16 protein-coding genes are annotated in these 23,278 nt (G+C 46.1%); 1 reads left to right on the top strand and 15 read right to left on the bottom strand.

The annotated features are described in order from the left end of the window. Positions 1–66 precede the first annotated feature (66 nt). On the top strand, positions 67–1,266 hold the full coding sequence (locus SAPGRDRAFT_RS09230) for a hypothetical protein (protein WP_002658923.1): 1,200 nt from the start codon (positions 67–69) through the stop codon (positions 1,264–1,266). Between the two features lie 422 nt (positions 1,267–1,688). On the opposite strand, the gene SAPGRDRAFT_RS09220 is transcribed toward SAPGRDRAFT_RS09230, so the two are convergent. From SAPGRDRAFT_RS09220 to SAPGRDRAFT_RS09130, 15 genes are all read right to left on the bottom strand, one after another. After that, positions 1,689–5,048 carry a methylmalonyl-CoA mutase family protein gene (locus SAPGRDRAFT_RS09220; RefSeq protein WP_037350797.1) on the bottom strand — a complete coding sequence of 1,120 codons (3,360 nt, stop codon included), beginning with the start codon at positions 5,046–5,048 and terminating at the stop codon, positions 1,689–1,691. 189 nt (positions 5,049–5,237) lie between these two features. After that, positions 5,238–6,230: an SDR family oxidoreductase gene (locus SAPGRDRAFT_RS09210; RefSeq protein ID WP_002658920.1), complete on the bottom strand. Its 993-nt coding sequence runs from the start codon at positions 6,228–6,230 to the stop codon at positions 5,238–5,240. A 7-nt stretch (positions 6,231–6,237) separates the two neighbouring features. Beyond that, on the bottom strand, positions 6,238–6,768 hold the full coding sequence (locus SAPGRDRAFT_RS09205) for a hypothetical protein (protein ID WP_002658918.1): 531 nt from the start codon (positions 6,766–6,768) through the stop codon (positions 6,238–6,240). A 208-nt stretch (positions 6,769–6,976) separates the two neighbouring features. Next, positions 6,977–9,682, bottom strand: coding sequence for a valine--tRNA ligase (locus tag SAPGRDRAFT_RS09200; protein WP_002658917.1), 2,706 nt, complete (start codon positions 9,680–9,682; stop codon positions 6,977–6,979). A 189-nt stretch (positions 9,683–9,871) separates the two neighbouring features. After that, positions 9,872–11,563 (bottom strand): tetratricopeptide repeat protein, encoded by a 1,692-nt coding sequence (locus tag SAPGRDRAFT_RS09190; RefSeq protein WP_002658915.1) that lies wholly within the window; start codon positions 11,561–11,563, stop codon positions 9,872–9,874. A 206-nt stretch (positions 11,564–11,769) separates the two neighbouring features. Beyond that, positions 11,770–13,110, bottom strand: coding sequence for a peptidoglycan-binding protein (locus SAPGRDRAFT_RS09185; RefSeq protein ID WP_002658913.1), 1,341 nt, complete (start codon positions 13,108–13,110; stop codon positions 11,770–11,772). Between the two features lie 513 nt (positions 13,111–13,623). Further along, complete coding sequence (locus SAPGRDRAFT_RS09180; protein ID WP_002658912.1) at positions 13,624–14,601, bottom strand: UDP-3-O-(3-hydroxymyristoyl)glucosamine N-acyltransferase; 978 nt, start codon at positions 14,599–14,601, stop codon at positions 13,624–13,626. A gap of 78 nt (positions 14,602–14,679) precedes the next feature. Beyond that, on the bottom strand, positions 14,680–15,117 hold the full coding sequence (locus SAPGRDRAFT_RS09175) for an NUDIX hydrolase (protein WP_002658910.1): 438 nt from the start codon (positions 15,115–15,117) through the stop codon (positions 14,680–14,682). A 134-nt stretch (positions 15,118–15,251) separates the two neighbouring features. Next, on the bottom strand, positions 15,252–16,955 hold the full coding sequence (locus SAPGRDRAFT_RS09170) for a DUF2326 domain-containing protein (RefSeq protein ID WP_002658908.1): 1,704 nt from the start codon (positions 16,953–16,955) through the stop codon (positions 15,252–15,254). Continuing rightward, the gene (locus tag SAPGRDRAFT_RS09165; RefSeq protein WP_002658905.1) at positions 16,946–17,176 is read right to left on the bottom strand and encodes an ABC-three component system middle component 6; all 231 of its coding nucleotides are present in this window, start codon (positions 17,174–17,176) and stop codon (positions 16,946–16,948) included. Before SAPGRDRAFT_RS09165 ends, SAPGRDRAFT_RS09170 begins: the two co-directional genes overlap by 10 nt. Continuing rightward, positions 17,173–18,015, bottom strand: a complete 843-nt coding sequence (locus SAPGRDRAFT_RS09160; protein WP_002658903.1) for an ABC-three component system protein — start codon at positions 18,013–18,015, stop codon at positions 17,173–17,175. The genes SAPGRDRAFT_RS09165 and SAPGRDRAFT_RS09160 overlap by 4 nt, the downstream gene beginning before the upstream one ends. Before the next feature lie 5 nt (positions 18,016–18,020). After that, positions 18,021–18,239 (bottom strand): helix-turn-helix domain-containing protein, encoded by a 219-nt coding sequence (locus SAPGRDRAFT_RS09150; protein WP_051018618.1) that lies wholly within the window; start codon positions 18,237–18,239, stop codon positions 18,021–18,023. A gap of 180 nt (positions 18,240–18,419) precedes the next feature. Next, positions 18,420–19,787, bottom strand: coding sequence for a tRNA uridine-5-carboxymethylaminomethyl(34) synthesis GTPase MnmE (mnmE, locus tag SAPGRDRAFT_RS09145; RefSeq protein ID WP_002658901.1), 1,368 nt, complete (start codon positions 19,785–19,787; stop codon positions 18,420–18,422). A 491-nt stretch (positions 19,788–20,278) separates the two neighbouring features. After that, positions 20,279–22,033 (bottom strand): hypothetical protein, encoded by a 1,755-nt coding sequence (locus tag SAPGRDRAFT_RS09135; RefSeq protein WP_002658900.1) that lies wholly within the window; start codon positions 22,031–22,033, stop codon positions 20,279–20,281. A 153-nt stretch (positions 22,034–22,186) separates the two neighbouring features. Next, positions 22,187–23,263 carry a PorV/PorQ family protein gene (locus SAPGRDRAFT_RS09130; RefSeq protein ID WP_002658899.1) on the bottom strand — a complete coding sequence of 359 codons (1,077 nt, stop codon included), beginning with the start codon at positions 23,261–23,263 and terminating at the stop codon, positions 22,187–22,189. Between the last annotated feature and the right edge of the window lie 15 nt (positions 23,264–23,278).

Here is a 23,278-nt window from a genome sequence, read left to right as displayed (position 1 = left end):
AGATGAATACTATTGTACCGCTCTACTTCTAGAGCAGCGATTTTTAGACTTACTTATTGTTTTGAGATGAAACAGAAACTTGTATTTTGGGCCGAAGAGGCCGTAGCTGAAGGCAGCCAAAAGTGCCTATTGGCCATGGAGCTAAAGGCTGAAGACAACCGCATCGAATTGCACAAATTTGAAGGCGATGCCGCTACAGAGGCCATGGAAACAGAATTAAAGGAGAAATGGACGCAAGGACTTGTAGTCGCATTTCCCACAACAGGCTACCAAAAAACGGAGCAAGAATTATCGGCCGCTAGCCGCCTTTTGCCCGAAGCATACCAATGCCTAGATGAAAGCCTTAATCTAGATAGCCTAAAAACAGAGTGGCTCTTTGCCGTCCTTTCTACTAAGTTATATAAGACCTACTGGTCCGAACTTAGCGAAATTCAAGACCGTGTAGAACGCGCCACAAAGTATGATAAGATGCTCTGGGAAGAACTGAAAGCCTTCCAAGCTAAAGTACATGCTCAAGACAAAGAGAAAAATCTCTTTAAAGAACATGTTCAAGAACTTCGCGATAGCCTCAATGAACTCTTTGGCCTAATGAAGAACTTGCGAAAGATTCAAGATGAAGCCTTTGAACAAGCCGCTAAAGCCAATTACGACCAATTGGACCAAGGCCTCCTGGCTATCGAAAAAGAACTAGAAGGCGAAACAGGCAAATGGGATAAGTACTTTGAACAACTCAAAGGCTTGCAAGCTCAGATGAAAAAAATGAAACTGAGCAAAAAACAACGCAATAGCCTCTGGAACCGTATCGACCAAGCCTTTAAGTTAGTCAAGGTAAAACGATTTGGTAAGCAAAATGGCGATAGCCGACTCGAACGCCGTATTCAAGGCCTAGAAGAAGCTATCAAGAAGATGCAACGCTCTATTGATCGAGACCAAAAAGAACTCGATATCCAAGATAGTAAAATCAATGCTCCACATGCTACCCAAATCGAAACCCAACTCCGTGAGGTGAAAGCCAAAATGTTCCGCGATCGCATTAGCTCTAAGGCCGAAAAATTGGCCGACATGAATAAAACCATGAAGGAACTCCAAAAACGCCTCGCCAAAATGCAAAAACAAGCTGCCGAATTCCAAAAAGAAACGGAAGCTAAAACGGAAACAACTCCTGCTATAGAAGAATCTCCAAAAACAGAAACTACTCCTGCTGTAGAAGAAGCTCCAAAAACGGAGGAAGCTAGCGAAAATAATGATGAAGAGGATAATGCTTAGGCCTTAGCCCTTTTGTATAAATCTAAAGAAAGCCTATAGCTCCAGTACGGAGCTATAGGCTTTCTTTTTCCAGTTGTTTCCATAATTTTACTTCTAAGCAACTCCAGCTAAACTATAGTAGGGCTGGTCCAGAAAAAAAATATAGTACATTATAGATATGTCCGGGGGATTTGTAAACTGCAGATTAGCCCAAGGAAGTTGTTTCGGCCTAGCGATGCGGAAGGGTGGCCCGAAGGGCCAGACCCAGGCAGCTCTGCTGCCGCAGGGCCGAGCAGACCTGCGAGCCCTGAAGCGTAGCGCCGACGACCGAAGGGAGGCGGAGGCCCCAAAAAACAATAAAACTCATCTAGCAGGATAAAAAAAGAGCGCCCTCCAAAGAAGAATTGGAGAGCGCTAGCTAAACTATAGATTAAGGGGAGTCCTTACATATTGCGGCGATATTGCCCACCGACCTCATAGAGGGCTTGGGTAATTTGGCCCAAAGAGCAGAACTTCACGGCAGTCATCAGGCAATCGAAGAGGTTTTTGTTCTCGATAGCGGCCTCTTGCAAAGCCTTGAGGGCCTGAGGTCCATCTTCTTCATGCGTTTGGTGCAAGCGTTGGAGGGCAGAGATTTGTGCCTCCTTCTCTTCCTTGGTTGCCCGGATGACCTCTTTGGGAATAATGGTAGGTGAGCCCTCATCGGACAAGAAAGTATTCACGCCAATAATGGGCATTTCTCCCGTATGCTTGAGAGTTTCATAATACAGGCTTTCCTCCTGAATCTTTCCTCTTTGATACATAGTTTCCATAGCGCCTAGCACGCCGCCACGGTCGGTAATGCGGTCAAATTCGGTCAAAACGGCCTCCTCTACCAAGTCGGTGAGCTCCTCAATAATGAAAGCGCCTTGCAAGGGATTCTCGTTCTTGGTCAAGCCCAACTCTCGGTTAATGATCAACTGAATGGCCATTGCCCGGCGCACAGATTCCTCTGTAGGGGTGGTAATGGCTTCATCATAGGCATTGGTGTGCAATGAATTACAGTTGTCATAAATTGCATAGAGGGCCTGCAAGGTGGTGCGAATATCATTGAAGCCAATTTCCTGTGCGTGCAAAGAGCGGCCAGAGGTTTGGATATGATATTTGAGCATTTGCGAGCGGGCATTGGCTCCATATTTCTTGCGCATCGCCTTGGCCCAAATGCGGCGGGCCACTCGGCCAATCACGGCATATTCTGGATCGATTCCGTTGGAGAAAAAGAAAGAGAGATTGGGCGCAAAAGCGTTGATATCCATCCCTCTAGAGAGGTAATACTCTACAAAGGTAAAGCCATTGGCCAAGGTAAAGGCCAATTGGGTAATGGGGTTGGCGCCAGCCTCGGCAATATGGTAGCCAGAGATCGAGACCGAGTAGAAATTGCGCACCTGCTCCTCAATAAAGTAGGCTTGCACATCGCCCATCAGGCGGAGTGAGAACTCTGTAGAGAAAATGCAAGTATTTTGCGCTTGGTCCTCTTTGAGGATATCGGCCTGTACGGTTCCGCGGACAGAACGCAGGGCTTTTGCCCGCATTTCGGCATAAACATCGGCGGGAAGCACCTCATCGCCGGTCAAGCCCAAGAGCATTAGGCCAAGGCCGTCGTTGCCTTCGGGCAATTCGCCCATATATTGGGGGCGGGCCAAGCCTTTATCATCATATTTGGCCTTCAAAGCAGTTTCTACCTGAGCCTCTAAGCCATGTTCCTTAATATACTTCTCGCATTGCTGGTCAATTGCGGCATTCATGAAGAAGGCGCAGATGGTAGCGGCTGGACCATTGATGGTCATAGAAACCGAGGTCTTGGGATCGCAAAGATCAAAGCCAGAATAAAGCTTCTTGGCATCGTCTAAGCTACAAATGCTTACCCCAGAGTTACCAATTTTACCATAAATATCTGGACGATAATCGGGATCTTCTCCATAGAGGGTCACGGAATCAAAAGCCGTAGACAAGCGGGCCGCAGGCATGCCCAAAGAGACATAATGGAAGCGGCGGTTGGTCCGTTCTGGATGTCCTTCTCCGGCAAACATACGTGTGGGATCCTCGCCTTTGCGCTTGAAGGGGAACACCCCAGCGGTATAGGGAAACTCCCCGGGGAAATTCTCTTGGCCCGACCAACGGACGATATCGCCCCAATCGCTGTATTTAGGCAGGGCAATTCTGGGAATGCGGCTATGCGACAGCGATTTGGTAAAGGTTTCTACTCGAATTTCTTTGTTGCGCACCTTATAGACAAACTCATCGGCTTGGTAGCGGGCCAGTTTTTCTTTCCAGCCTTCTAGCAAGCGCTGTTGCTCTCCGCTGAGGTTGGCGTATTTAAACTCATAAGTTTCATTCAAGCTAGCGGGACTCTCCTCGCCCAGTTGCTCCATGGCTCCCTTCAGCTGATAAAGCTGACTGGCCAAGCGGGCTTCTTGTTCAATATCATCATTATATCGGCGAATGCTTTCGCTAATTTCTGAAAGGTAGCGCACTCGAGCGGGAGGAATAATAAATTGCTTTTCGCTTTGTTCTTGGCTGGCCTCAAAGCTAGAGACCAAAGGCGCCTGCGTTCGCTCTACAATTTTATCCATCAAGGCTTTGTAGAGGCTATTCATGCCCGGGTCATTAAACTGAGAAGCGATGGTCCCAAATACAGGCAAATCATCTTCTTTGGCCTCCCAGAGGTTATGGTTGCGGCGATATTGTTTACGAACATCCCGCAGGGCATCCTGCGCCCCTCGCTTATCAAATTTATTGAGGGCGATGAGGTCCGCAAAATCCAACATATCAATTTTCTCCAGCTGTGTGGCGGCCCCATATTCTGGTGTCATCACATACAGAGAAGCATCCGAGAAATCGGTAATAGCGGTATCTGATTGCCCAATTCCAGAGGTTTCTAGAATGATGAGGTCAAAGTCCGCGGCCTTCAAGATATTTATGGCATCGCCAATATGCTTAGAAATCGACAAATTAGATTGGCGGGTGGCCAAAGAACGCATGTATACTCGCTCGCTGTTGATGGCATTCATCCGAATACGGTCGCCTAGCAGGGCTCCCCCTGTTTTTCGCTTAGAGGGATCTACTGAAACTACAGCAATGCGCTTCTCTTCAAAATCGAGCAGAAAGCGGCGCACGAGCTCATCCACCAAAGAGGATTTACCCGCTCCGCCTGTTCCTGTAATGCCCAAAATGGGCGTCTTTTTTGCGGCGGCTTTGGCTTCTAGCTCGCTCAACCAGTTTTCAGCCTCCTGCGGTTGGTTTTCGGCGGCAGAGATCAGGCGGGCCAGGGCGTATTTATCGCCTGTTGCATATTGCTTGAGCTCGCCATTGATATTTTTACCTGTTGGATAATCGCATTGGCTCAAGAGGTCGTTAATCATCCCTTGCAGGCCCAGTTTTCGTCCATCATCGGGCGAGTAAATGCGGCTAATGCCGTAGGCATGTAGCTCCTCAATTTCTGTGGGCAGGATAGTCCCTCCTCCCCCACCAAAAATCTTGATGTGGCCCGCTCCACGTTCTTGCAAAAGATCGTAGATATACTTAAAGAACTCGATATGTCCCCCCTGATAAGAGGTAATGGCAATACCCTGCACATCTTCCTGAATGGCGGTATCGACAATTTCCTGAGCCGAGCGGTTATGGCCCAAATGAATAATTTCTGCGCCAGAGCGCTGCATGATTCTCCGCATGATGTTAATCGCGGCATCATGCCCATCAAATAGAGAGGCGGCCGTCACAATTCTGATCTTGTTCTGGGCCTCATAAGGGGCTTGCGTTTGCATCATTCTATGTTATATTCTGTTGTTGCTGATTATTTTTCTGTTTTTTGGGGCCTCCCGCCTGCGGCGGGCGCTACGCTTTGGGGCTCGCAGGTCTGCTCGGCCCTGCGGCGCTTGCAGCGCCTTGGTCTGGCCTTCGGCCACCCCGCCGCATCGCTAGGCCAGCCTGCTTTTGGCCTTTTTCTTTGGTCGCTAGGCCTTTAGTAGCTGCTTAAAATGCTGGACAGTAATGGCCAGGCCTTCCTCAAAGCTAAAGCCCGGATCATAACCCAAAAGCGTTTTGGCTTTCTCTATATTGGCTTGAGAGTCTCGGATGTCTCCTGCTCGGCTTTCTCGATGTACGGGAGCTTGTTCGCTGCCGGCGGCTTTTCGGATGCCCTCATAAAGATCTAGGACCGAGTAGCGGCCCCCTACGCCCACATTATACACCTGATTGTAGGCCGCAGGGTTTTCACTCAAAAGCGCCTTTACATTCATTTGGACCACATTCTCGATAAAGGTAAAATCTCGAGTTTGTAGGCCATCGCCATTAATATAAGCGGTTTTGCCCAAAAGACAAGCCTCTGCAAAAAGAGGAATTACGGCGGCATAAGCCCCTTTGGGGCTTTGTTTTGGTCCAAATACATTAAAGTAGCGGAAACCCATGAACTCCATTCCGTACAAATCGCCAAAGTTTTTGGCAAATAGCTCATTGCTATATTTGGTAATGGCATAGGGCGATAATTGTTGCCCAATTCGGTCTTCTACTTTGGGCAAATTGGGCTCATCGCCATAAACAGAAGAAGAAGAGGCATAAACAAAGCGCTTTATGCCTGCCTGATGGGCGGCATGGACCATATTTACAAAGCCGTTTACATTGTGCAGGGTGGTAAGATGCGGTTGGGCCACAGAGCGGGGCACCGAGCCCAAAGCTGCCTGATGGCAAACGGCATTCATGCCTTCGCAGGCTTTTTCGCAATCGGCCAAATGGGAGATATCTCCTTCAATTAGCTCGAAGTGGGGGTGGTCCAGATAAGGCGCCAAGTTTTCTCGGAAGCCCGTGAGGAAGTTATCAATAACACGGACCTTTTTGGCCCCATACTTCAAAAAATATTCGACCAGATTGCTGCCAATAAAGCCAGCGCCTCCAGTAATGAGTACAGAAAACTGGCTAAGGTCTCGATCGTGATAAGCGGTTTGATACATGCGATTACTATTTTATGTCGCAGCTATGCCCATGGGCGGAAGCTGCTTGAATATCTTCTGCCCAAGCTTGGCGCTGGGCCAAGAGTTGTTCAGGGACATCCAAATAAATACTTCGATAATGTTTTTTCTGGCTATTGAAGCCTACTTCTAGTTGAAAGCGGAGGGCGGCTTTATCTTCTAGGACTTCTATTTGGAGCAGGCGCTCGTAATGGGCCCAAAAGGGGTAATGGCTAGGCCCAATAAAGAGGCCATCTAAGGTAAGGAGCACCTCCTTACCATCTTCTTTTTGCCATTGGACCAAAATGCGGTCTTTTTTGGCTAGGGCTTCTTTTTTGGCCAACTGTTTAAACTGCTGATTATAATAAATAATGGCCCAAAGTGAGCCGGGTCCCGTTAAGAGCCCAAAGCCCAAGAAGTAGGGCCAAAGGTAGTGAGAATCTGGGTTCTCTACCATAAAGGTCATGGCAGCGGCCAAAAGGGCCGAAAAGCCCAGAATCATCAGAATGGAAAGCGCAAAAATACGGCGAATAATATTCATCTGCGGCAGATTTAAAGCGTCTAGAAAGGCGCGAAGCGCCTTGGCTTAGGGATGGATAGCAGTGGCCCGAAGGGCCAGACCTAGGCGGCGAAGCCGCCGCAGGGCCGAGCAGACCTGCGAGCTGCGACAGAGCCCGACCCGCCCGCAGGGCGGGGAAGCCCCAAAAAAAAAGCGCCCAAAACTGAGCGCTTAATATTCATATTGGCTCCTAGTTCAGTTTCTTGAGTTCTTCTTCTAGGAGTTGGACCTTTGCCTCATGATCGGCCAATTTCTTTCGCTCTAGCTCCACCACCTTAGCGGGGGCGTTATTGACAAAGCGCTCATTGCCCAATTTTTTCATAATGCCTTTGATAAAGCCTTGTGAATAGCTGAGTTCTTTTTCTAGGCGTTCTTTTTCGGCGGCCAGATCAATTTTCTTATCAAAAAGGAGATAATATTGATCGGGGCCCACGAGGAAAGAGCTAGCTTCCACCTCTTCTTGGACCAATTCAAAGCGTTTGAGGAAGCCCAATTTGCTCACGGCCTCGGCCCAGCCTTCTAGGGCTAGGAGTTGGTCGGCGGTAGTGCTTTTGCGGAGCAAGAGTTCCAGTTCTTCCTTGATAGGCAGTTGGTTTTTGGCTCTTTGCTCGCGGATATTTTTGACCAGCTCCTGCATATTTTCCACCTCTTGCAAAAACTGCTGATCGTATTGGCCAACTTCTGGCCATTTGGCGACCACACAATCTTCACCGGCGGCACGTTTGCGCAATTTGGACCAAATTTCTTCGCTGATGAAAGGCATAAAGGGTTGTAGCAAGATCATCAACTGCTCAAAAATATCGATGCTAAAGGCATAAGTCTTTTTATCGATGCTATCGCCATAAGCGGGCTTGATAAGCTCGAGATACCAAGAGCAGAAATCGCCCCAGATGAAGTTATAGAGCGTCATCAAGGCCTCTGAGAGGCGATATTGGGCAAAAGAGGCATTGAGTTGTTCTAGGGTTTGGGCCATCTTCTGTTCGATCCAGCGCATGGCTAGTTCGCTTTCTTTGGGGGTTGCTTTTTCGCTTTGCTCCCAGCCTTCGAGTAGGCGGAGGGCATTCCAAAGTTTATTGCAGAAATTGCGGCCTTGCTCGCAGAGTTTGCTTTCATTTTTGATGGTTGTTTTCGCTTTATCGGCAAAGGGGGCATCAAAAATAACGTCATTTCCGGCGGCGGCACAAGAGAGGATACCGAAGCGGACGCCATCTGCGCCATACTTCTTAATCAGCTCGATAGAATCGGGTGAATTGCCTAAAGACTTAGACATTTTGCGGCGGAGTTTATCGCGCACCATACCGGTAAAGTAGACCGATTCGAAGGGCTGCACGCCTTTTTCTTGGGCCAGCTTCTCGCCTAGGAGTTCGGGGGCCCATTCGTAGCCCGCCATAATCATTCTGGCCACCCAGAAAAACATAATATCCCAGCCGGTTACAAGGACCTGCGTGGGGTAATAATAGCGAAGTTCTTCGGGATTATCGAAGCCATCAAAAACGGCCATAGGCCAGAGCCAAGAAGAGAACCAAGTATCCACTACATCCTCATCTTGGGTAAGATCTTCGGCGCTATACTCCTTGCCTTCGGCTTGGAGTTGGGCTAGGGCATCTTCTAAGCTTTCGGCCACGACGATTTCGCCATTGGGGCCATAATAAGCGGGAATTTGCTGTCCCCACCAAAGTTGGCGAGAGATACACCAATCTCTAACATTTTCTTCCTTGAGCCAGTTGCGGTACATATTGAGCATGTGCTCGGGGAAGAAATTCACCTCGCCTTTTTCTACGGCGGCTAGGGCCGTAGCGGCTAGGCCTTCCATTTTGAGGAACCATTGTTCCTTGAGGCGGGGCTCAATAACGGCTTGGGTACGTTCTGAGCGGCCCACCTTATTGCTATAATTTTCTACTTTGACTAGAGCGCCTTGGGCCTTAAGGTCCTTAGCAATTTGCTTGCGCACCTCAAAGCGGTCCATACCGACATAGAGGCCAGCATTGGGGTGCATGCGACCATTATCGTAGAAAATATCGATACTTTCGAGATCATGGCGTTGGCCAATCTCATAGTCATTCATATCGTGAGCGGGGGTTACCTTAAGGGCACCGGTTCCAAACTCTTGATCTACATAGCGATCAAAAACAACGGGAATAGCGCGGTTAATGATAGGCACCAACACCTTTTTCCCTTTTAGTTTTTTGTAGCGTTCATCATTGGGGTGGACCGCAATAGCCGTATCGCCCAAAATGGTTTCGGGGCGGGTGGTCGCAATGATAACATATTCCTCAGTACCTTCAATCTGGTAGCGGAGGTGATAGAGTTTAGACTGTTCATGGGTATGAATCACCTCCTCATTAGAGAGGGCTGTTTTGGCTTCGGGGTCCCAGTTCACCATACGCAAGCCTCTATAAATAAGGCCTTTTTTATGCAGGTCTACAAACACCTTTTGCACATACTTAGAGAGCTTAGGCTCCATAGTAAAGCGGCTACGTTCCCAATCGCAAGAAGCGCCGAGCAGCTTGAGTTGGTCCAGGATAATTCCGCCATACTTATCTTTCCAGGCAAAGGCATGCTCTAGAAACTCTTCTCTAGAAATATCTGATTTTTTGATGCCTTGTTCCCTGAGCATTTTGACCACCTTAGCTTCTGTAGCGATAGAGGCATGGTCAGTACCAGGTACCCAACAAGCATTAAAGCCTTGCAAGCGTGCTTTACGAATCAGCACATCTTGGATGGTATTGTTGAGCATATGGCCCATATGCAAAACCCCCGTAACATTGGGTGGGGGGATAACAATGGTATAAGCGGGGCGCTCATCGGGGGTAGAGCGGAAATAGCCCTTTTCTTCCCAGTGAGCATACCAGCGTTTTTCGGCGCTGGCGGCATCATAATGTTTAGATAATTCCATATTCTGTATAACTAGTGATTCTAAATCGAAGGCCAAAAATACAGAAGTTCGTGGGGAGAAAAGAGCTTTATTGCGGCTTTTTCTTGCTTGGGGGCATTTTTGCGCTGCTTTGCTGGCCTTAGAGACAAACAAAAAGGAGCTTGCCGGCAAATTTTACCGGCAAGCTCCTTTCTTTTACTAAAAAACCGCCTAATGTTGGGGAATTGCATCGGGCAGATAAGCCACTTTAGCTAAGCTTTCTTGAACATGAGACTGTTGTTCCTCGCTTAGTTCGGCCCAATCTTTCAGTTCAAAGAGGAGGAACTCCCCTCTTTTTTCGCTCCAGACCAGCCCTTGGGGGCTCATATTGAGGCGAACGCCAAGTCCGGGGCGGCCATCTAGGGGGCGCAGCTCAAAGTCGAGCATATTGGGCGAATGTTGCACCTTGAGTTCGTAGGCAAAGACCGTCGTTTGTCCAATCGGGTTGATGCTAAAGCCTGCTTGAGGGCTAAAAAAGAGGATTCGTTTTTTGAGTTGTTCCTCAATCATATCGGCCACCTCTTTGTTAATTTGCCGCATACTTTCAGAGCGGACCGCCTTAAAGCTGAGGTATTTACCGGCCAATTGTTGGAAGACCGCTTGATTTTTATTTTGCTCAATAGCGGGGGCCATATCGGCTAGGGTTTGCTCTGCATAGCCCTTTAGGTAGTCATAAAGATGTTTCTTGATAAGTTGGCTGGCTCTAGGAGCGCCTAGGGCCTCTGCTTTAGAGAGGTAGAAATAAGCCTTGGCGGGATTATTTTCTTGTTGGATAGCCATTAGGCCCAAGGCGGTAGCGGCATCTTTTTGGCCACCTTCTGCCTTCATGAGGTCCAGGTAGAGGGTTTCTGCGGCGGCATAATCGCCTTTCGCTTCTAGGAGTCGGCCTTGTTTAAGGATAACATCTAGGCCAAAGGTGCTTCCTAATGGGTATTGACGCAGGAGGACCTCCATTTCTTTTTCCACCTCTTCTAGTTTGCCTTGGGCCAAAAGGCTATCGAGCAGTAAGAGGTTGGCGCTCACACTGGGGCTAATCTGAATTCCTTGCTCAATGAGTTCTTGGGCTTTTTGGGCATGGCCCAGCTCCATAGCGGCCTTAGCATAGGCCTGCAAAAGGACCGAGCTGACTTCATCATTGGCTTTGGCCAGTTCATAGGCTTCGGCCAAGGCGGCATAAGCGAGGGGATAATCTTCTAGCTCATTGGCAATTCGGCCCACATTATAGACATAGGTCAGATTGGGGTCCTTTTCGCGCAGCATTTGCAACAATTTGAGGGCCTTTTTCTTTTCTCCTTCTGCTAGGTAGAGCTCGGCCCCTACGGCAAATAGCTTCTCTTGATAGCCATGTCGTTTGATGCTTTTGGTCAATAAAAGCAGGGCTTCTTTTTCTCGGTTGCCCATGCTTCTCATGGCCAAAAGGGCATTGATTTGATAGAGCAGTTCATTGGGTTTAACCTTCATGGCGGCCTGAAAAAAGCTGAGGGCTTCGGCGGCTTTATTTTGCTCAAAAAGCAGTTCTTCCCCAATGGCGTTTAGGGCCTCATCCTGCTCCGGTTGCAGCTTGAGTATTTGGCGGTAGGCCACCATCGCCTGGGGCGCATCACCCATTTTTAGTTGGGTTTGCGCTAGGCGCAAAAGGGCCTTCGTATCTTTGGGGTTGAGCGCTACCAACTTGAGCAAACAGCGCTCAATAGCATCTAGAGACCCTCCATCTTGGGCATCTAATGCTTGGGCCAAATAATCGTAGCCAAAGCCCTCTTCGGGGTATTCATTTAGAGCGCCCAGAGCCAACTCTTGCAATTTGGGCCATTCGGCGGCGGCGGCTGCCGTTTTGAGGGCTTCTATTTGTTCTGCTTTTGACATCGATTTCGGGTATTTTTCTTTGCTTTTTTAGAATGATTTTGGGGCTGCCCCCTCGGCCCTTTGGGCCTTGGGGTCGGGCTGTGTCGCAGCTCGCAGGTCTGCTCGGCCCTGCGCGGGCTTTGCCCGCTGGGTCTGGCCCTTTCGGGCCCCTGCTTTCCATCCCTCAGCCGGCTCGCTGCGCTCGCCTCGGAACGCAGGAAACCTCTTTAACCTTCTTCGGCAAACCAATTATAGGGATTCATGTATTCTACGGCATCGGCGGCGGTATCTAGGGCCCATTCGGCGGCTTCGCCTACTTCTCCGGCCACATATTCTACGCCTTCCCAAACCTCTTCGGCTAGATGGGCGGCGGCGGCAGCACCTTTCTTGATATACGTCATGGGGCTGCTGATCACCTCTTTTGTTTTTTGCAAGAAGTTGCGGAAATCGGGGTGCATTTCGGCGGCAAATTCACCGCCTACACGGCGAGCGCCCTTATAGGTCCAGCTATTTACTTGGAAAGAGATAGCGTAGGTGGGGGCCGTCATGATAAAGAAATTGAAATCATCGGTTTTGGTGGTATAAAGCGTTACCGATTCGGCCAAGATTTTCACATTGAAGTCGGCATAGGCTTTAAGGACCATTTCGGCCCTTAGGCTTCCTTCTAGGACCGTATCTTTTTGGATGGCCAATTTGGCGGTACCGTTGGCATCTAGTGCGCCATGTAGGGCGGCAGTAACATCTAGTAGGTTGTAGCCCAGAATACCAATGGCGCTTCCTTTGATGCCAAAGTAGGCATCAATGATGCCGCTAGCTTTAGACTCAATGGCCAGTTCTTTTTCGACGAGGGTATGTTCTAGGGTGAGGTTCATTTGGACCCCCATGGTAAGATGTAGCGAAAAGACGAGGTATTCGGCCAAGGGGATATCTTTGCTTACATTAAAGACCTCAATATCGACATTGCCTTGGTTGATGAATTGCTGTAGGGCAAAGCGAGCGCCTTTTTCTAGGTTTTCATTAGAGACCAAATTACCGATGGCCGAGGGGCTGGTATCTTTGGCTTTAGTGTCTACGGTGCTTTCTGCTCTAGAGAAGTTTTGGACCTGTTCTTTGGCTGCTGGGGCCGAGGGGGTAAAGCTTTGGCCGCTGCCGGTGAGGGCTTGCCAGCTTTTTCCGTTGGGGTCTACTCGAGCATCGGCGCCGCCAAAGTTGGCCTTTTGGAAGTCGCGGATGGCGTAGATGGTGGCGGGGCCGCATTTGCCGTCTACTTTGAGGCTTGCTCCTTTTTTGTTGAGCAGTTCTTGGACCTTGATGACGTCGGTTGTTTGGTTGTCGCCTTTGTAGCCGACAGAGCCGCTTAGGCCGCTGCTGTTTTCTACGCTACCACTAGGGCCAGCGGAGGCTTGGCCGAGCTGGGCTTGTAGGCTTTGGATGCGGGCCTGAATGTCTTCTAGTTGGGCCTTTTCTTGGGCGTCGATGATTCCGTCTTGCATGAAGAGTTGACGGAGTTTGGGCAGTTCTTGCTGATAGGTTTGCAGGGTCTGCTTGATGGTTTCTATTTGACTCATGGGAGTGGTAAATAAGGGTGGTTAAATTTTGGCCCTATTAAATTACAAAAAATCTATGGGTTTGGCCTTTTTTGTTTTATTTTTTTGAGGATGAGGAGCGTAGCGAGGAATGCAATGCTGGGCGCTTTGGCCCCCAAGGCCAAAGGAGCCCAGCCCCCAGGCGGGGGCGGCGAAAGGGAGGACCGAAACTGAAATGTAATATGTTGAGGGTTTAATTGGCTAAAGGGCAGCGATGAGAGGGACTGCCGCCAGCCGCCGGCCGGGCGCGCTTGGCGCGAGCCTGCGAAGCTTGAAGCCGCAAAGCGGCTTGTAGCTGAGCAGTGGCGTGGTTAAGGCCTAGCGATGTGCAGGGGTGGCCGCAGGCCAGACCGAAGCCCGAAGGGCTGAAGGGCCGAGCATACCTGCGAGCCCCGAAACATAGCGCCGCAAGGCGAAGCCGCAGCGGAGGCCCCAAAAAAAAGAGAAGTACTGCTAAAAAGCAATACTTCTCTCCTATTTCTTCTATCTCAATTTCTAATCTTGGGGATTAAGATCTTGATTCTTAAATCGTTTTTGCAGTTGATCCACCGTTTTAATCAATTCGGGTAAGCGGCGAATGGCCGCCAACTCCTTAAAGCGGCTGTAGGCCTCTACGGCAGGCGCGCCCATATAGCGCTTGCCACCTGGAATAGACTTAGAGACCCCTGTTTGTGCAAGTAAAATGGCCCCTTCACCAACGACCAGGCCCTTAGAAATACCCACTTGTCCGTAAATAGTGACAAAATCTTGAATAATGGTTTTGCCTGCAATTCCCGTTTGGGCGGCAATCAAGCAATGTTTGCCCAAAACCACGCCATGTCCCAAATGCACCTGATCATCTAATTTACAGCCTTTTCCAATATGTGTATCGCCAGAAACACCGCGATCAATGGTACAAGCGGCCCCGATACGGACATCATCCTCAATGACCACTCGGCCAATAGAATGCCAAGGCTTATAACTGCGGTCCTCCTCTAGGTGGTAATAAAAAGCATCATTGCCAATTACAGCATTAGAGTGGATTTTCACTCGATCGCCAATGACTGTATAATCAGAAATCACAGCATTGGCCCGAATCAAGCAATCTTCGCCAATTACGACATGATTACCCACAACAGCACCCGCCTCGATCACCGTCCCTTTGCCAATTTGGGCCGTGGGACTAATTTGGCTGCTCATCGGCGTAAAAGGCAAATACCTTTTGGCCAAATTATTATAGGCCTCAAAGGGGCGTTCTACCACTAAAAGGGCCTTATTCGGGGGGCAATCTACCTCCTGATCAATCAGAATAGCTGAGGCCGTAGAATAAATAGCTTGAGTATAATACTTCTCATTATCGACGAAAATCAGGCTGCCTTTACAGACCTTGTGAATTTCGTTGAGATGAGTAATTTCTACATTGGGATCTCCGATGAGTTTGGCGCCTAGCATATTGGCTAGCTCAGAGACGAGAATCGATTCCGCAAGTTTCATTGATTTCCAAATTTATTCAGGAACAGAAAACCCCATAGGGCTAAATCGCCCAAAGTTCGTTAAAATTTGAAGAAAGCACTAACCCTTGGGGCCCTTTTCTATAATCTCTTGATAAATAACTGTCCCTAAATCCCAAACCCAACTATATTTTTGCAAACTTTCTGCATCGAGCAAGCGGCCATAACCCTCATAGACGGGCTGCTGGGCCAGCTGTTCTAGCTCTTCTTTGGGCAAGATAATTTTGAACAAGCAAAGCTCAAACTCCTGAATACTTTTGATCTTAAACTGCCCAATAAAAACGGGCGGCTGCTCAGGTTGCCAACGCAACTCTTCTTGCAGCTCTCGGTATAAGGCAATTTCTGGGCTTTCATCTTCGGCCTCTACAGCCCCACCCCAAACCGATAAGGCCAGTTGCCATTGCGGCAGCGGATAAGTTTCATCCTTTTGCTGCACAAAAAATAATTGCTGGTCCGAACTGCAGATAATGGCGCCAACGCCAAGGTGAAAAGAAGTCATTTTGTGGGATTGAATGGATGAGTGATAGTATCAAATGATACTATCATTTCGGATAAAAATGTATCAATATTAAGAACAAAACCTAGACAAACTTAAGGTTTATCTAGGTTTTGCACTCCAGTAACAAAGCGAAATTAGGCTAGCTTGAAAAGCTTTTCTTCTTGTGATAAAGAGAGTCTCTCCATATCTCCAAGACTTAGATTTGAAGGTATTTTGTCCCTTAAAATAGGAACAATATATTGACCATTTATTTCATTAGCCACATCAACTAAAGTATTTATCTGATTATCATGCATACTCTCTAGTTGGTCGTGCATAATAAAATTAAGGTGTTTTATACCTAGTTTATCTGCAAACTCTAAGTAAGCAAAGTCAAATGCTGCAATTTGACCTTTTTTCTTTCCTGTACTTGGATTACCTTCTGTATTCGTAACTAAAAGTTCATAGCCTTTGTCATTCTTCTGAGAACTTAATAAGTAATATTCTCCATATAGCTTAAATGACATTTCCGAAAAAAAATCATTAAACTTTGTTATACGCTCTTGTATTAACTTATCTTTCTCTTCAATCCCTCTATTAATGACTACTAAGTCTTCTTCAATTTGTTCTAACTTTGCATTTGAAATGTCCCAAAGTCTTTTCTTTTCTTCTAACTTTCCCTTATGTTCATATTGCTTATTTAGCTCAATAATAATAACTTCTAAATCCTCTTGCACTCCTGACTTTTGTAAAACCTCTGTTAGCCTCTTTTCTTCGATTAGGAGGCTGTTGATATTTACCTTGAGTGATAAAATCTTTTCTTCAATTTGAGGCAATTCTTTAGTTATATAATCTATTTTTTCTTGAATGAGATTATTGTGAAAACTAACAGTTTCTTCAAAGGTTACTTGTATGTTTGGAATTAGGGATTGAGCTTTTGTATAAAGTGCCTGAATTTGTTTAATATCTATCTCAGAATACTCCTTTTCTAAATCTTCTTTGCTCTCTATTATCAACTCTTTTCTAACTTCAAGCCGACTTAACTCAGTTGAAAACTTACTTAAGGTTAACTTAACCTCATTGAGATTTTCTAAGTCTTGTCCATAATTTTCATTGAGATTAAACTCACTTTTCTGTTTGCCTAACTCATCAATCTTTTTTGTTACAAAGTTCAGTCTTTGCTCAATCAATGAAGAATTACTTTCAGCTAGTAACCTTCTCTGCAATCTTTCTTCTGCCTTTTTTTCCTCTAGTAAGAGATACTTTCTATCTAAGTTATCAAATTCAAGTCCAAGCCAAAATAGATAAAGGGCCTCATACTCTTCATTTTTAGTATATGGATTAAGAACCTTAACTATATTTTTCATACGGCTCTCTTCATCACGAATATTCTTAGATATTATTTGCCTAAAAGTAGGCTTGTCAATAAAGGAATTATAAATTACTTTTTTTAATTCCTTCTCAAACTCCTTATTATTAACAATTGCACTACCATTTATTGACTGGACTTTCTTTTTCCTAGACAAAAAGTTTCTTTCAATAACTATTTCACTCGCATTATCATCATCAATATCATCAGTTAATACAATTGCAATAATTATATTATTTTTCTTTAGAAAGCTTTCAATTTTAGTATTTGATTGACGATTAAATTCAGGGTCTTGATAAATGTTTTTCCCTTTACCACCAAGACAATAATCTATAAGCCTTAAAACAGTTGTTTTACCCACATTATTACCTGTAGCTTGAATTGAACTACCTTCCGGAGTTTCATCCACGATGAAATTCACCCCCTTCTTGAAGGTTATCTCTCTAATAATAGAGTTTTCGTTTCGTATGTAAAGTTCTTTTAAAAACATTTCTCTAGTCCTTTATATCCTTTTTTTACTACACCGATAATAAACAACCAATCAACTACCAAAGAAAAAAGGTTAATTGAAATATTATTATCTTCTCTTAAAACCTGGTACAACTCCAAATAGTCAAACTCTTTTGAGCTGCTCTCTCCAAGAATGTCAATCACTTTGGCACCCAAGTAATAGACATCTCTTTCTGGATGTATATTTTTACTTACTATCATTCTTTGGGAGGTTCTTCAAGAATCTTACAACGCATAAAAGCATCAACAATTATCACTAATAGGCTAATACTTATAGCCTCATAAGGAAGATTACTATCTATTTCGTTTTTTCGATCAACAATTTTCCATAATTCATTTTCAATCTTGTTAATAATTGAGTCAGCATTTGCTTTAATCTCTTCAAAAGAAGAAAACTTACCTTTTTCTTTAAGGTATAGCGTGTATATATTTCTAAGTAAAAGCTCTTTTTTAGGTGAACCATTTATTTCTATCTCCTCATAAATCTTATTCAATTTTCCATGATAAACTTTATACTCTTCAATGATAGGTTTGTTTTCAATAACATTATTATATGAAATTTTTTTATCAGGGTCTGGAGCAGTTGAAGGGTCACTATCTCCTTCTTCTGTAAAGAAAGTAGCGCCAATTTTATTAACAACATAATTTAAAGCTGCTAAATTACGTGTAAAAACACCTTGCTCAGACGAACTTTTAAGCATTTTTTTCTCATGTTTTCTTTTCATAGCCCTCAATACTTCTACAGTATATACAGCTTCATTGTTTGTCTCTACATGATGATTAGGACAGAGTAGAATTAGGTTTTCAAAACTTCGCCTATAATCATCATTAGAATCTTTATTGTACCGTTGTCCTCCTTCCTCTGCTGCTTCTATATGACAAATTTGGGTCATTAAGTCTTTAGTATCCTTTTTCGCAATTATATTAGTACAAGTAAATGTATCAGTATTAAAAGCACATTGATTACCAGATAAGGCAAACAGTCGTTTTATTGTACTTAATTTATAATTCCTTGATCTGCTATATTTATTTTTTTTCATAGAAATTAGATTATAAACGTTACTTTTAATTGACCATCTAGCCCATTTTCAACAACGTCAATCAATGTCTTAACATTGATATTGTTTCCTAAACCTCCTTCAATACGAGAAATATAGCTACGTTTTTTACCAACTTTTTGAGCTAATTGCTCCTGTGTAAGTCCCTTTTTTTTTCTTGCATCTCTTAGTATTTTTCCTATGTCAACCCTATAACTTTCTTGCATAACAAATTAAATTTTTAGAGAATTCCTACCATTAAACCAGCTATGCTAATGTAACTCAAAAGTTACAATTAAGCAAATGTATTCGCTTAAGATTTCATACATCAATGCCTTAGTTCATGGTTTCAGTTAAAATTACTAGCTCCTCAACGCAATTTGATAGCATCAAATGATACTATCAACCTACTTCCCAATACAAAATTGCCCAAAAATATTCTCCAACAAATCTTCCACATCTACCTTGCCCGTAATTTCGCCCAAAGCCCGAAGCGCAGCCCGAATATCCATGGCCAAAAGATCACCACTGAGGCCCTCTTCCAAGCCCAGTAAGGCCGCATCTATGGCCTGATAACCTTCTTCCAATGCCTGATAATGCCGTAGGTTGTTTACGGTGGTCCCTTGCTGATGAATCTGCCCCTCTACAACTAAGTTGCGCAAGGCCGAACGCAGCTCGCTCAACCCTTCTTTTTGCTTGGCCGAAAGCCGAAAATGATCGGCAGCTAAGGCTTGCCCTTCTTCCAACTGATCACATTTGTTGGCCAATACCAAGACGGCCAAACCCTCTCTGCGCAAACGAGCAAGGTCCGCCTCGCATTCTTCCTGACTCAATTGGCTGGCATCATAGACATAGAGCAAGACCGTAGATTGCGCAATTTTTTCATAGGTTTTTTCTACCCCAATAGCCTCAATTTGGTCACTAGCCTCCCGAATCCCCGCCGTATCAATTAAACGAAATTGTATCCCGTCTATATTGAGCAGTTCTTCGATGCTGTCTCGAGTGGTGCCCGCTATTTCCGACACAATGGCCCGCTCTTCATTCAATAAAGCATTGAGCAAAGTCGATTTTCCCGCATTGGGCCGGCCCGCCAAAACGGTGCTTACGCCCTCTTTCAATACATTGCCTAACTGAAAGGAATCCATCAATTGCTTGATCATGGCCCGAATTTTCAAAAGGAGCGTCTCTAGCTCTTTTCTTTGCGCAAATTCTACATCTTCTTCGCCAAAATCTAGCTCCAACTCTAACAAAGAGGCAAATTGCAATAGCTCTTTCCGCAAGCCCTCAATTTGCTGAGAAAAGCCTCCCCGCATTTGCTGCAAAGCCATCTGATGCGCCGCTTCCGAATCTGCCGCAATGAGGTCGGCCACAGCTTCTGCCTGGGCCAAATCCAATTGCCCATTGAGGAAAGCCCGCAGGGTAAATTCTCCCTCTTTGGCCAAACGCGCCCCCGAACGCAAACACAAACTGAGCAAGCGCTGCTGAATATATGGCGAACCATGACAAGAAAACTCAATGACGTCTTCTCGAGTGTAGGAAGTTGGTCCCTTAAATACCGAACAAAGTACCTGATCTACTCTTTGGCCTTCTTCATCATAAATGTAGCCCAAATGCAGGCTGTGGCTCTCTTGCTGGCTCAAATCCTTGGCCCGAAACATCCCATTGGCAATGCTTATGGCCGATTTTCCCGATAAGCGAATGATGGCAATGGCTCCCGCTCCAGCAGGGCTGGCCACGGCCACAATGGTGTCTTGTAAATCTAGGTAGTTGTACATTTTAACGCCTTTTTTTATGCAAACTCAAAAATACAGGCCTTTAAAGAAAAAGACTATTCTTTTCCCTTTTTTTTATGTTTTGGGGCCTCCGCTGCGCTCCGCTTGCGGCGCTACGTTTCGGGGCTCGCAAGTCTGCTCGGCCCTGCGGCGCAAAGCGCCTGGGTCTGGCCTTCGGCCACCCCTGCACATCGCTAGGCCATTTTGCGCTAGCCCTGCGGGCTGCAGCTAATGAAAAAATGCCCAGCCCAACCCTGAGGGCCTCCGCAAGGAGGTCCGAAAAGGGGTGGGTGGGCGGGTAAATAGGAGCAGATGAGGAGCGTAGCGACGAATGCCATTTTTGCGGCGGACAGGCGGCGAAGCCGCCGCAGGCTGAGCTGCCAAAGCAGGGCCGCCAAAGGCGGCAGACCAAAGCCCGCAGGGCTGCAGGGCCGAGCAGACCTGCGAGCTGCGAAGGGAGCGACCCGCCCAAAGGGCGGGGCAGCCCCAAATCATTAGTCTAAAACATAACGCCAAACCTCTGGCTGACTCAATTTTATGGCCTTCTTTCCATCGGCATTCCAAAACTTAATTTCTAAACTATCGGCCCCCTGAATGGGCAAATCTATATACAAACGCTTTTCTTCGCCATCATGCATTAGGCGCTGTAAGCGAAACATCTGCTCATCAATAACCACCCCCTCTTTTTTGAGGGTTACGGTAAACTGCGTCATTCGCCAAAACTCCCATTCTTTGGGACCAATTTGGGCCAAAACACTCACTCGAACCCCCTCTTTTTGGGGCATTTTGGACAAATCCAACTGAATAATTGGCGCAAACTGCTGGTTTTGGTCCAGCTGCGCCTGCCAGCTGGTATCGGAATAAACTAAACTAGCCTCCTTGAGCTCCCCCTTCTTTAATTGGCGAACCCCATCTAATAATTTCAGGCGCTCAGGATCATTATCGTAGCGGAAAAGCGTGGCCCAATAATAGGCCTTTGTCATTTCGCCCGGACGCAATAGCCCGCCCTTATGCGCCTGATGCGTAAACCAAAGATTGGCATAAAACGAAAGCAGCGCAAAAGCAAAAATGGGTAGTTTTAGCCATAACTTTTGTTGGCTGAGCCAGTGAACCAATGCCGCCAAAGGCAGGGCTAAAACGGGATAAGCCTGCACCATAGCTCTTTGGCCCAAGGAGCCACCATACCACCAAATATCCCAGGCAAAAGTGATATAAATAAAGAGCAAACTAAAGGCAAAAACGGCTACAAACAGGCTCCTCTGCTGCTTGAAAAAAGGCCCAAAACCCAAAAGCGGCAAAAGCATAAAGGGAGAATAGGTCAGCCAACCACTTTTGTAGCTCAAAAAACCAGCATACAAATGAGGACTCAACCAACTAAACCCCTGATCTTGATAAGAATAAACAATCCATTCTCCTGTTGCATATTTCCAGTACATCAACTGAAAACTACCAATAAAAGCCGTAAGTAAAACCGCCAAAAGCAACTTCCCAAAATGTTGGACCACAAACTGCAGGCGTTGTTTTAGCTCCTTGCCCACCCAAGGTTGCAGGCCCCAAGCTAGGGGAATAATACAGGCCATAATTTCGGTTGGGCGAATCAGGGCCGCCCAGCCCAGCAAAGCCCCAATAGCGGCTCCTTTTAGGTAGCTAGGCTGTTGATAAAATCGGACCGTAACATAAAGCAGTAGACTATAGAGCGTAAAGAGGGTATTATGCGTCATGGCCCCATCTATAGCAGAATAATTGAGGTAATTACTGCCTAAAACCAGCCCTAAGATCGTCCAATCAGCTACTTTTGGGCGGTAGAAAAAGAGCAAAAACTTGCGTAAATAATAGAGGCCCAAAAGCGCCCAAAACAAGCTACCTAAAGAAATAGCCAATTGATAGGGAAAAGAAAATCCATCGGCGGGATAAGCCGTACTTTTGGCATATAAATGAGCTAGGCCAAAAGCGGGTAAAAAAGAAATCGCTTGGCCCATAGAGTACTTCATCACATAATTGCCAGAAGCCTCATGCACAAAAGCCTGTTGAAAATTGGGGGTGGGGCCATAGTTTTGAAGAATACTATCCTTAAAGCCACAGCCCTTCATATCTTGATAAATCAGGCTAGCGGGCAAATACATATAATAGCCAGACACATCCCAGGAGATCGTCGCTTCCGTTCCGCCTTTACTCCATTTTGGGTAGTACAAAAAGTGAGTAAGCAATATAATTAAAACGGCAAGATAAAAAGTTGGACTAAGCTTCATATTAGGGGAGCAATGAAGTAATGAAATATTCTTTTAGGGCCAAAATAGCAGCGCTACATCTAGCGCCTGCAAGAACGCCAATTTATCTATTCTCTCAAAAAAAAAGACCTCTAAGCCCAGGGCTTAGAGGTCTAATCATTTAGCGGGGAGCAATTAGAGCTTCAACTTCAAAGTCAAAGAGTGCGTCCCTTTAAATACCTGAGTATACTCATAGGCATAATCGAAGGCAATTTTCTTAGCAGAGCCCTTACGGAGAGGGATTTCGGCAGTAACACCTGCAGTCAATCCGCCAGAAGCCGTGCTAGAAGTTTCTGAGCTATACATATCGCTTTCATAGCGGAAAGCGGTACGGGCCATAAACATCTCTTTAAAGGCATATTCAAAGCCTACACCGTATTGGTCGCGAGAGAAAGAGTTGGCCGTAAAATTACCCACTGCCGTTAGGCGGTTAATCTTGCTACCGAGGTAAAAGTCATAAGACATACCAATATGTAGCAAAGAGGGCAATTCGTAGCCAGCGCCTCGGCTATTTACGGTAAGTGCCGTTGTATTATTGGGGGCCACACCAACAAAGGCTAGACCATCGCCAGAATAAGCCATTTTGGTCCCGAAATTACGGAGAGCCACACCAAATTTGATTTGGCGGTCGACACCCGTAACATATTGCACACCAGCGTCAAAACCTACACCAGTAGCAGAAGCATTGGCAATAGATTCTGAAACCACGCGAACACCAAAGCCTACAGAAACCTTCTCATTTCCGTCTTCATCTTTAAATACATAGCCATAAGAGAGGCCAATATTAAAGAAAGAAGGGCTAAAAGTGGTAATTCCGTTAGGTTGGTCAACAGTAGTCAAAGGAATATCTCCAAAACCAACAGACATTAGTTCTACACCAAAGGCGCCATTATCGCCAATTTTCTGGACCAATCCAGCGGCATTAAGGCTAATGCCCGTACCGGCCATATATTGTGTATGGCCTAATGCCACTTCTGTTTTTCCAGAGATGCGGCAAATTCCTGCAGGATTAAAGCGAAGCGCTTCTACCCCAGTTACTCGAGCAGCCACCAAGCCATTGAGGCCAGCAGAGCGAGCCCAAGGGTTCATGATCAACTCATAGGCACCGGCTTCCCCTTGTCGGTCCGGATTTCCTGCTTTTGCTGTGGGCGAAGCAGCTAGAAAGCTGAGGCAAAAAAGGCCCACAAACAACAAAGAAGTATATTTAGTCATGCTATGAAATCGTTT

The sequence above is a fragment of the Saprospira grandis DSM 2844 genome, assembly GCF_000275825.1.
Classification (GTDB): domain Bacteria; phylum Bacteroidota; class Bacteroidia; order Chitinophagales; family Saprospiraceae; genus Saprospira; species Saprospira grandis_A.
This window is presented reverse-complemented; position numbering and strand designations above follow the sequence as displayed.